Raw genomic sequence first — 10,278 nt, forward strand, 5'->3', positions numbered from 1 at the left:
GCGCCAGGCGGCGCGGCGCCACTGTTCCGGAATTCCGCCGTATCAATTCCGCTGGACAGCGTTTATCCCCGCCCCGACAACGCTTATCGTGATCGGCTCGAAGGTGCGCGCAGCGGCGTCCTGCCGGCGCGCCCTCCCCGATTCATCCTTTTGTAGGAAACCGATCATGAGCAAACTCGCAGGCAAGGTCGCCGTTGTCACCGGCGCGTCCAAGGGCATCGGTGCGGCCATCGCCAAGGCGCTGGCGGCCGACGGCGCCGCCGGCGTCGTCAATTACGCCTCCAGCAAGGCCGGCGCGGAAACCGTCGTGCAGGAAATCACCGCCGCCAAGGGCAAGGCGGTCGCCGTCGCCGGCGACGTCTCCAAGGCCGCGGACGCCAAGGCCATCGTCGCCGCCGCGGTGGCGCAGTTCGGGCGCCTGGACATCCTGGTGAATAATTCCGGCATCTACGAATTCGCCGCCCTGGGCGACATCACGGAAGAACACTACCGCAAGCAGTTCGACGTCAATGTCCTGGGCGTGCTGCTGATGACCCAGGCGGCCTCCCCGCATCTGGGCGAAGGCGCCAGCGTGATCAACATCAGCTCCGTGGTGTCGCGTATCACGCCGCCCGAGAGCGCCGTCTACAGCGCCACCAAGGGTGCGGTGGATGCCATCACCGGTGTCCTGGCGCGCGAACTTGGCCCGCGCAAGATACGCGTCAATGCCGTCAACCCCGGCATGGTGATTACCGAAGGCGTGCATAGCGCGGGCATCGCCGGTTCGGAAATGGAAGCCATGGTGGTCGCCCAGACCCCGCTGGGCCGCGTCGGCCAGCCCCGGGACATCGCCACGGTCGCCGCCTTCCTGGCTTCGGACGATGCGGCATGGCTGACGGGCGAAACCATCACCGCCAGCGGCGGGCTGCGCTAAGGCGATTGGGGCGGCGTATAGTCCCAGCTTTTGCCTTCCGTCCGCCGCTTCATGCACGTCTTCGTCCAAAGTCCCACCGCCCTCGACTCGACTGCCGTGGAAAGCCTGGCCGCCCGCCTGCGGGGCAGCGGCATCGCCTACCAGGGGCCGGCGGCCGCCCGGCTCACTCTCCCCGCGCAAGCGGATACGCCGCGCGACACCTTGCATGCCGCTTGCCAGGCGATGGGGCTGGACAGCGCGGTGCTGCCGCCGGGCTGCGGCCTGGCGGACTTCAAGCTCGCGGTGTTCGATATGGATTCGACGCTGATCAATATCGAGTGCATCGACGAACTGGCCGATCTGGTCGGCAAGAAAGAGCAGGTGGCCGCCTTGACCGAGCAGGCCATGCAGTCCGGCAAGATCGATTACGACACCAGCCTGCGGATGCGCACCCGGCTGCTTGCGGGATTGCCGGTCAGTGCCTTCGAATCTTTGTATGACGCACGTGTGCGTTTTTCGCCCGGCGCCCGCGCGCTGGTCGCGGGCCTGCGGCGAGCGGGACTGAAAACCGCAATCGTCTCGGGCGGCTTCGATTACTTTACCGGCCGGGTACGCGCGGAGCTGGGCGTGGATGCCGACTACTCCAACCGGCTCGCCGTCGAGAACGGCCGGCTTACCGGCGAGCTGGAAGGACAGCTCATCAACGCGCAAGCCAAGGCGCGCCACCTGGCGCGGCTCTGCGCCGAGATGGACATTCCCACGTCGGCCGCGATCGCCATCGGCGACGGCTCGAACGACCGCGAAATGATGGCGCTGGCCGGTCTGGCGGTGGGCTTTCGGCCCAAGGCCATCCTGCGTCCGCTCCTGGATGTCGTCATCGACCGCCTGGGCCTGGATTCGCTGCTGAACGCGCTGGCCCCGACGCGCGGCTGAGACGCCTAGGCCGGCGGCGTCGACTTCCGGTAAATCAGCTGGCCCGGCAGCAGCTTGTGTTCATTCCCGGTGCTGTCACCCAGCAGCAGCGCGATGGCGGCGGCGATCATCTCTTCCACCGGCTGCCGTATGGTCGTCATGTCGTAGGCCGCGTTGGATGCGACCGGGTGATCGTCAAAGCCAAATACGCGCACGTCTTCGGGCACGCGCTTGCCCAGTTCGTAGCGCAAGGCGTCGATGGCCCCCGACGCAATTTCATCGTCGGCGCAGAACAGGCCGTCCAGCGCGGGATGGCGCGCCAGGAGCGTCCGCGTGGCCTCGTACCCCCAGGCATAGGTGAATTCCTTTTCTAGCGCGGGCGCCGAGGGCAAGCCCAAATCGGCCACTCTCTGCATGAATCCCGCCAGACGGTCCCGATTGGTCGAAACGGTGGGCATGCCGCCCAGGAACCCCAGATGCCTGCTACCCGAACGGTGGAGGACATCCGCCGCCAGGCGGCCGCCACCGATGTTGTCCGTGGAAACGGAATGACCGTTCCCCACCTGCGAATACCGGTTGAACATGACCACCGGCACGCCTTGCCTGACGCAGAGGTCCGCGCCGGACGAGTTCAGCGATGCTGTCGTGATGATGACACCGCGGACCCGATACTGCAGCACCAGGGGCATCAGGTCATCCACGGTCTGTGGCGGCGTCGCGTTGAACAACAGCGCTTGCAGCCCCACGCGATGCAGCTCGCGGGTGATCAACTCCAGCACCACCGGATACCAGGGGTTGGTGATGTTGGCCATGACGATGGCGATGATGTTGAATCTTCCGCTGCTCAGGCCGCGCGCGACAGGGTCCGGCCGGTAATCGACAAGGTCGATGACCTTGAGGATCTTTTCGCGAATCTCGTCCGAGATCGCGCCCTTGCCCGAGACGAAGCGCGATACGGCGGCCTGCGAAACGCCGGCGAACCGGGCGACGTCTTTCTGTGTGGGGGTTTTCTTTTTCACCGTGATACTGGGATGGGGCCGCGTCCGCGCCGCCGCGCGGCCGCCGCCTGGAAATGGGTCAGGCAATTTTCCATGATTCGCGACACATCGTTGTCGTAGCGGTTGTACGCAAGGCTGCCCAGGAAGGTGATCGAACCGACGGCGAACAGGCCCCCGCCCTGTTCGGCCAGGCCGACCGCCATGTGGGCGCGCACCCCTTCGTACTTGCGGGGCAGCGATGCCGCGATGGTCCAAGTGAGTATTTCTTCAGGCACCGTACGAAAAGTCGGGCCGTGCCCATCCGAGATACCCACGATCTTCAGGTAACCGGGCGAACCGAGTTCCGGCACCACCTGGTCCAGCTCGAAGCCTGCCGCGCCGCCGCCTGACAGGCCATGGCCGCCGAAGGACTCGCCATCCACGCCCTGGAACAGCCAGGCCACGTCCGGATCGCGCGATTCCGGAGTGCGATGGTAACCGACGCCTTCGAACGCCCCCTGCACCGCGAAGCCGACGCCGCCGGTCACCTGGGGAGGGATGCCATTGCGACGCCACATGCCGCCGTAGCCGCCGTCGAGCTGATGATAGTACTCGCCCGGTTCGCTGGCCCAGGCGCGGATCCCGCCCTCGGCGCGCCGGATCTCCAGCATGTGCGGCGCCGATGCGGGGCGGGCGATCTTCCAGTAGAAACCATTGGCGCCCAAATACATCAGGTAGCCGCCGGCTTCCCGGTAGGCGATCAGCGCTTCGATCATGCGCCGCGTGTGGTATTCGGGATGGGAGCCGGTCAGCACGACATCATAGGGCGCGAGCGCCTCCGCGCCCTGGTCGTCCAGGTCTTCATCGGTGATGACGTCGTAGTCGTAGCCCTTCTCGTGCAGCCAGTCGGTCAGGTGCGAATCCGCCGAAAAATGGCGCAAGCCGGAGCCGCGCGCATCGGCGAAGGTCAGGTACCCGGGGCGCATCGTCAGGATGGGCCGCAGCCGCGACGACAGGCTGATGCCGGCCGTGTCCTTGTGGCGGTTATAGGTGGACGCGCCAAATCGGGTGACCACATCGGGGTTGTGCGGATAGGCACCCCACGCGCGGATACGCTGCTCCAGTTCGCCCGCGTAATTGCCACGCGCATGATTGGCGTAGGCCTGGTAGGTCAACGTCGGTGCCAGGAACAGGATGCGCGCGCGAGGCCCGTCCACGCCGGGCGTCACGTAGAACGGAATGGTGTCCTTGCCCACGCCATTGTCCACCTCCAGGCCATACACGCCGGATTTCATGCCGGGCGGTATCTGCAGGCTCAGGGCCTCCTGCCAGCCGCAGTCGGCCAAGGCGTCCGCGTGGAAATACAGCGCGGCGTACTCCGCCGGGGCCCGCTTCCAGTCCTGGTTCAGGCCGGTCCACGCCGAGCCGCGCACCGCCCGGCCGGGCATATTGACCAGATCGAGGGCCGGCATGCCGGGTTGGGTGCCGGGAATGCGCGGGTCCTGCATCCCGGCGGACAGGTCCCAGGCGGCGAGCAGCCGCTCCGTAGGCTGGACAGCCATGCCGGCGTCCGCGCCACCTGCCGCGACGGCATGCAGCGTGGGCGCTTCCACCAGTCCATTGAAACCCGATACCGGATGGCCCCGCCATAGCGCCCCCAGGCAAAGGCGCGCAGGTGGCGGCAGGCCCGCATCCGCCATCGCCTGCCCGGTCCGGGCAGGAATCGCGGGACCGGCGCCCGGCGTCCCGGCCGGCACGTGGCTCAACGACACATCCACACGGCCTGTCTGCCTGTCCACCATCCACTGCACGGCTTGCCAGCGATCCTGCAGCGGATGCAGGCCGGTGGGCAAGTCGCGCGTCGTGGCGCCTTGGCCGTCCAGCACGCGCACGCGCAGCTCGCCCCGGTCCAGCACCAGGGCCAGGCCGCTGGCGCCCTGCTCGTCCTGCAGGCTGGCGAGCACCTGGGGGCGGTCGTCGCGCAACAGGGTGGGCTTGCATCGCAAGCTCAGCTTCAGGCAGCGGCCGTTGCCGTCGGGCAGCGCAGGCAGCGCGGCAAGCGCGCAGGAGCCGGGATACACCGGCTGGTCCAGGCCGGCATACTCCGCCTGCAAGGGCAGTGCCACGGGTTCGAGCTTCATGCCCGGGCCTTGCGGATTGGGATCCGCGCAATGGATGCGCACTACCCGCGCGCTGAATGGCCGGTTGCCTGTCGAACTGATCCGAAAGGACAGGCGCTGTCCGGGCCGCGCGCTGAACGGGGTGACGTAGCCGACGATGGGCGGGTTTTCAGGGGATGCGGTCATGGGTGCGGATTCGTGTTGCAAATGGCGAACGTGGCTTCAGTGCACCGCCAGGTATTGTTCGAGGCGCGCCGGTGTGGCGCGTGCTTCGGCGCTGCCGAAGCTGTCCGCCACCGCGCCGTTTTCCAGCACGACGACGCGGTCGGCGATGTCCAGCGCCATGGTCAGGTTCTGCTCCACCAGCAGGATCGTCAAATCGTCGCCTTTCAGCTGGTTCAGTACATTGGCGACGGCCTTGACCATGATGGGCGCGAGTCCCTGCGAGGGCTCGTCCAGCAACAGCAGGCGCGGTCCCATGGCCAGGCCGCGCGCCATCACCATCATCTGCTGCTGGCCACCGGAGAGTTCGCCGCCCTTCTTGCGCAGCAGTTCCTTGAGCAGCGGAAACAGGTCCATCAGGCGATCCAGCGTGTAAGGCGAACCGGGCCGGTAGCCGAGCATGATGTTCTCGCGCACCGTGAGCAACACGAACGGGTCGCGCGTTTCCGGCACGAGCGTCACGCCCAGCCGCGAAATGGCATGCGGACTCAGGCGCGTAATGTCCCTGCCGTCGAAGGTGATGGTGCCGCTGGCGGCGCCGTTCAGGCCCATGATGGAACGCAGTGTCGTGCTCTTGCCGGCGCCGTTGCGCCCGAGCAGGGCCACCACTTCCCTGTTCCCGATCTCGAACGAGACGTCGTGGATGGCCTGGCTGGGGCCGTAATAGGTATTGATGGAATTGACCTTGAGCAACATGTTCAGAGTCCGAAGTAGGCGGCATGAACGGCCTGGTTCTCGGCGATTTCGGCCGCCGTGCCGGCGGCAATCAGCGCACCCCGGTTCATCACATGGATGCGGTCGGAAATCTCCATGACGACGTTCATCTTGTGCTCGATCATGACGATCGTGTATTGCGGCTTGATGGCCTCGATGAAGGTCTTGACGCGCTCCGTTTCGCGCTGCGACAGGCCGGCGGTAGGTTCGTCGAGCAGAAGAATGCGTGGGCGCGTCGCCAGCGTGACGGCGATCTCCAGCAGGCGCTGGTCCCCGTAGGACACTGCGGCGGCCAGCGTGTGCTCGTACTGCCCGAGCCCGAGCTGATGCAGCAGTTGGCTGGCCTGCTCGCGCAGCACCGTGTCGCGGTCGACCCGGCGCCACCATCCCACCCGGCCGCCCCGCGCGGCGCGATACGCCGCCAGCCAGACGTTCTCCAGGAACGTCAGTTCCAGGTACACGCTGGAGATCTGGTACGAACGGCCCACGCCGCGCCGCGCGATTTCGTGCGGCTTGAGCCGAGTCACCGATTCGCCCAGCAGCAGGATATCGCCCCCACTCACGGGAAGATCGCGCGTCAGCAGGTTGAACAAGGTGGTCTTGCCAGCGCCGTTGGGGCCGAGGATGCTGTGCAGCATGCCGGCCTCGAAACCTATGGACAGGTCTTCTATGACCACGTTCGCGCCGAACTTCTTCGTGACCCTGTGGGCCTCGTAGGCATACGCCGGCGTGGCGTTCGCGGACGTCACGACGGCGCTCATGGCGTGCTCCTTTGCTGGCGGCGCGCAGTGAAAAGCCCCCGCACGCGCTCGAACAGCTCGATGGCGCCGCCTTTCAGGAACAGGACGACCAGGATGATGAACAGGCCGAACAGCAGTGGCCAGCGCGCCCAGATCAGGCTGAAGAACCCCTGCAGCCAGATGAACAGCACCGCCCCGATAATCGGGCCGAAGATCGACGACATGCCGCCGATGATGACCATGAACACCGCCGTGCCGGAGTTGGTCCAGGAAATGGCATCGATGGGCATGATGCGGTAGAGCATCGCGAAAAGCGCGCCGGCCACGCCCGAGGCCGCGCCCGCCGCCACGAAGGCCAGGAGTTGCGCGCGGTAGACCGAATAGCCCAGCGAAGCGGTGCGGCGGGCATTCTGCCGCGCGGCGTTCAGCACCAGGCCCAGCGGGCTGTGCATCAGCTGGTACAGCGCGGCGAAGACGGCGACGAACAGTACCGCCGCGAAGATGTAGAAGTTCTCGTGTATCGACAGATCCAGCGTGCCGACGCCCGGTACGTCCAGGTCGGGACGGCGAATCCCGCCCAGCCCGTCTTCGCCGCCCGTGACGCTATGCCAGCTATACGCAAGGTAATAGATCATCTGATTGAACGCGAACGTCAGCATCATGAAGTAGATGCCGGTGCGCTTGATGCTCATCATGCCCACCACCAGCGCCACGGCGGCGCTGCCCGCGGCCGCCAGGGCGATACCCGCGACCAGCGGCAGGTCCGTGTTGATGAAGACATACCCGGCGACATAACCGCCCACGCCAAAGAAAGCGGCCTGGCCGAAGGAATACAGGCCCGCCACGCTCACCAGCAAATAAGTCGCCAGCGCGAAGATGCCATAGATCAGGATCTCCGTGGCGATGTTGATCGGCATGCAGAACGGTGCCGCAATGGCGATCGCGATGGCTATGGCACAAACCGAATAGGTCGAGGCGATACGTTTCATCAGCGTTCCCCAAACAGGCCCTGGGGCCGGATCATCAGGGTGGCCACCATCGCCACGTAGATGAGCACGGTACTGGCGGACGGCGCGAACACGGACGACACGCTCTGGATGATGCCCACCAGCACGCCGCCCGCCAGTGCGCCGTAGAGGGAACCCAGGCCCCCGATCACCAGCACGACGAAGGCGATCGAAAGCATCTCAGAACCCATGGTGGCGTTGGCACCCAGCAGCGGCAGCACCAGCCCGCCCGAAAACCCGGCCAGGCCGGTGCCCAGCGCGAACCCGGCCGTGATCAAACGGGATACGTCGATGCCGAGGCACTGCGCCATCTCGCGCTTGTCGATGCCGGCACGAATCTGCGAGCCGAGCCGGGTGCGCTCGATCAGCAGCCACACCGCCGCGATGGTCAGCGCCGCCATCACCCCGTTGAAAGCCAGGTACTTTGGAAGATAGGTGAAGCTCAGGTCGAACGCGCCCTCCAGCCATTCGGGCGCCGCCGCGCTCAGGCCCATGGGCCCCCAGATAATAATGATCAGTTGCTCCAGCACCAGTGCCATGCCAAACAGGAAAAGCAGCTGGTACAGGTAGGGGCCGTTCATCAGACGCGCCACCCCGAGTTTTTCGACCAGCACGCCCACCGCGGCGGGAACCGCGAAAGCGATCGCCAGCGCGAGCGCGAAGGGGATTCCGGCCTGCAGCGCGGCGTAGCAGGCATAGGCGCCCAGCGCGTAGAAGGCGCCGTGCGCGAAGTTGGGAACGTTCAACAGCCCCTTGATGATGGAAAGTCCGAACGCGGTAAGCGCGTAGATCATCCCGATCGCAAGTCCGTTCAGGAGCTGCGCGGCTAGCAAGGAAATCATGGGTTGCCCTGATGAATAGGGCCACCCGGCGCGCTCATGCGCCGGGCAGCGTGCGAACCGGTGTGGCGGTGCGAGCCTGACGCGGCCTTACGCCGGGCGCTTGCATTCGTTAAGCTCGGGCGGCTGCTGCTTGTCGCTCCGGGCCACGATGGTTGCCAGGTCGAACTCGTTCTTCATGGCCTGGGGTGCCTTGCATTCGATCACGTAGTACGGACGTATGGTCTGATGCGTGCGGGCGTCGATATGCGTCGGCCCATAGATGCTGTCGAACTGCATGCCTTCGAGCGTCTTGATGACCGCCTCCACGTCAACGGAGCCCGCCTTGTCCATGGCCATCATCAAGGTCCGCACCGAATCATAGCCATAGGCCGCCGCATAGGAAGGAACGTTCTTGTAGGCTTCCAGGTAGCGCTTGACGAATGCCTTGTTGATCGGCGTATCGATGTCCTGGTAGTAGTTCAAGCCGAGGATCATGCCGCTGCGCATGGCCGGCGACAACTCGCGCATTTGTTCCACTTCGAGGGTCCACGGGCCGACCAACCGCACCGACTTCACGCCGAAGCTGTGGAATTGCCGCACCGCAGTCACCGCATCGGCGCCCGCGGTCAGCAGGCAGATCAGGTCGGGCCGAGTCGACAGGGCCTTGGTGAAATACTGGGTAAACTGCCGCTCGCCGGAGGGATGATTGTCGTTGCCCACCAGTTCCAGCCCCAGCTCCTTCGCGGCCACCTGGGTGTAATGCAGTAGCGATTGCCCGAAGGCGTAGTCCGCCGTGATCGTGTAGATCTTCTTCTTGTCCGGCATGGTCTTGCTGACGTATTCCAGCGTCGCGCGCAGCGCGGTGTAGGCGTGCGCCGACCATTGGAAGGTGTACGGGCTGCAGCGCGACCCCGTGAAGTCCTCCGACCCGCCGGCGGCATACTGCAGCACTTTTTCCTGTCGCGCGACCTCGAGTTCGGCCAGTCCCACGGCGCTGGAGAAGTTGCCGACGAAATAGCGCAGCTTGTCCGTGCCGATCGCCTCGGTCAGGCGGCGCACGCCCACGGCCGGTTTTCCTTCGTCGTCGCGCACGATCAGGTCGATCTTCTTGCCCAGTACCGTGCCGTTCCGTTCTTCGAGGGCGAGCTTGGCGCCCTTAAGGACCAGGTCGCCGGCATAGGCGAAAGTGCCGGTCTGCTGCGAGATCACGCCCAGGGTAAGGGTGTCTTCCGAGCGCTGTGCCCACGAGATGCCGCCCAGCGACGATCCGAGGGCGGCGACGCCGGCCTTCAGCAAGGTGCGGCGGTCCAATTTCTTGTCTGTCATCATCATGTTCCCCTTGAAAGCGCCGGCTCAATGCGCGGCTTGGTGGTTGGCGAATCCCATCTCCGCGCCGAAGGTGGTCAGCCCACGCTCCAGCCGCGCCAGCAGATCTTCCATCTCGGTCTTGCTGATGACCAATGGCGGCGCAAGCAGCGTGGCATTATTCAGCGGCGGGATGCCCGCCGTATAAACGATCAGGCCCGCATCGAAGCAATGCGCCGTGAAGCGCGCATTGGCATTGCGCGACGGATCCGGCGGTGTCCCGGTGACGGGATCCGTCACGAACTCGAACCCCCACAGCAGGCCGCGGCCGCGAACATCGGCGATCCACGGGAAGCGGTCCGCCAGCCGGCGCAGCCCGGCCTCCATCTGCGTGGCGCGCGCCGCCACGTTGGCCAGCACATCGTTTCTGCGCATGTAGTCGACGACCGCCAGGCAGGTCGCGGCGGACAGCGGGTTGGCGCTGAACGTATGGCCGAAAGGCACGGTCTTGCCGGTGGCGGCGAAGGTTTCGACGATGCGCTGGTGAAACAGGACCGCACCCATCGGC

General features: G+C 65.7%; 10 protein-coding genes. 2 read left to right on the forward strand and 8 right to left on the reverse strand.

The window, feature by feature from the left end; translation table 11 throughout:
* The first annotated feature begins 166 nt into the window (after window positions 1–166).
* Complete coding sequence (locus tag ACO1P8_RS17320; protein ID WP_486297123.1) at window positions 167–913, forward strand: glucose 1-dehydrogenase; 747 nt, start codon at window positions 167–169, stop codon at window positions 911–913.
* 51 nt (window positions 914–964) lie between these two features.
* Complete coding sequence (gene serB, locus ACO1P8_RS17325) at window positions 965–1,825, forward strand: phosphoserine phosphatase SerB (RefSeq protein WP_486297124.1); 861 nt, start codon at window positions 965–967, stop codon at window positions 1,823–1,825.
* 5 nt (window positions 1,826–1,830) lie between these two features.
* Here serB and ACO1P8_RS17330 read toward each other — a convergent pair whose 3' ends face one another.
* From ACO1P8_RS17330 to ACO1P8_RS17365, 8 genes are all read right to left on the reverse strand, one after another.
* Window positions 1,831–2,823, reverse strand: coding sequence for a LacI family DNA-binding transcriptional regulator (locus tag ACO1P8_RS17330; RefSeq protein ID WP_486297125.1), 993 nt, complete (start codon window positions 2,821–2,823; stop codon window positions 1,831–1,833).
* The gene (locus ACO1P8_RS17335) at window positions 2,820–5,087 is read right to left on the reverse strand and encodes a N,N-dimethylformamidase beta subunit family domain-containing protein (protein WP_486297126.1); all 2,268 of its coding nucleotides are present in this window, start codon (window positions 5,085–5,087) and stop codon (window positions 2,820–2,822) included. Before ACO1P8_RS17335 ends, ACO1P8_RS17330 begins: the two co-directional genes overlap by 4 nt.
* A 36-nt stretch (window positions 5,088–5,123) precedes the next feature.
* Window positions 5,124–5,819: an ABC transporter ATP-binding protein gene (locus tag ACO1P8_RS17340; protein WP_486297127.1), complete on the reverse strand. Its 696-nt coding sequence runs from the start codon at window positions 5,817–5,819 to the stop codon at window positions 5,124–5,126.
* A 2-nt stretch (window positions 5,820–5,821) separates the two neighbouring features.
* Window positions 5,822–6,598, reverse strand: a complete 777-nt coding sequence (locus tag ACO1P8_RS17345) for an ABC transporter ATP-binding protein (protein WP_486297128.1) — start codon at window positions 6,596–6,598, stop codon at window positions 5,822–5,824.
* Window positions 6,595–7,566 carry a branched-chain amino acid ABC transporter permease gene (locus ACO1P8_RS17350; protein WP_486297129.1) on the reverse strand — a complete coding sequence of 324 codons (972 nt, stop codon included), beginning with the start codon at window positions 7,564–7,566 and terminating at the stop codon, window positions 6,595–6,597. Before ACO1P8_RS17350 ends, ACO1P8_RS17345 begins: the two co-directional genes overlap by 4 nt.
* Complete coding sequence (locus tag ACO1P8_RS17355; RefSeq protein WP_486297130.1) at window positions 7,566–8,426, reverse strand: branched-chain amino acid ABC transporter permease; 861 nt, start codon at window positions 8,424–8,426, stop codon at window positions 7,566–7,568. The genes ACO1P8_RS17350 and ACO1P8_RS17355 overlap by 1 nt, the downstream gene beginning before the upstream one ends.
* An 87-nt stretch (window positions 8,427–8,513) precedes the next feature.
* Window positions 8,514–9,737: an ABC transporter substrate-binding protein gene (locus ACO1P8_RS17360; RefSeq protein ID WP_486297131.1), complete on the reverse strand. Its 1,224-nt coding sequence runs from the start codon at window positions 9,735–9,737 to the stop codon at window positions 8,514–8,516.
* Between the two features lie 21 nt (window positions 9,738–9,758).
* On the reverse strand, window positions 9,759–10,278 hold a 520-nt coding region (locus ACO1P8_RS17365), incomplete at its 5' end, for an aminotransferase class III-fold pyridoxal phosphate-dependent enzyme (protein ID WP_486297132.1).

This window comes from Bordetella sp., assembly GCF_057362025.1.

Bases quoted from the DNA above. Each gene is read 5' to 3' on its own strand.
- ACO1P8_RS17320 (WP_486297123.1), top strand. From the start codon at position 167: ATGAGCAAACTCGCAGGCAAGGTCGCCGTTGTCACCGGCGCGTCCAAG.
- serB (WP_486297124.1), top strand. From the start codon at position 965: ATGCACGTCTTCGTCCAAAGTCCCACCGCCCTCGACTCGACTGCCGTG.
- ACO1P8_RS17335 (WP_486297126.1), bottom strand. From the start codon at position 5,087: ATGACCGCATCCCCTGAAAACCCGCCCATCGTCGGCTACGTCACCCCG.
- ACO1P8_RS17340 (WP_486297127.1), bottom strand. From the start codon at position 5,819: ATGTTGCTCAAGGTCAATTCCATCAATACCTATTACGGCCCCAGCCAG.
- ACO1P8_RS17345 (WP_486297128.1), bottom strand. From the start codon at position 6,598: ATGAGCGCCGTCGTGACGTCCGCGAACGCCACGCCGGCGTATGCCTAC.
- ACO1P8_RS17350 (WP_486297129.1), bottom strand. From the start codon at position 7,566: ATGAAACGTATCGCCTCGACCTATTCGGTTTGTGCCATAGCCATCGCG.
- ACO1P8_RS17355 (WP_486297130.1), bottom strand. From the start codon at position 8,426: ATGATTTCCTTGCTAGCCGCGCAGCTCCTGAACGGACTTGCGATCGGG.
- ACO1P8_RS17360 (WP_486297131.1), bottom strand. From the start codon at position 9,737: ATGATGATGACAGACAAGAAATTGGACCGCCGCACCTTGCTGAAGGCC.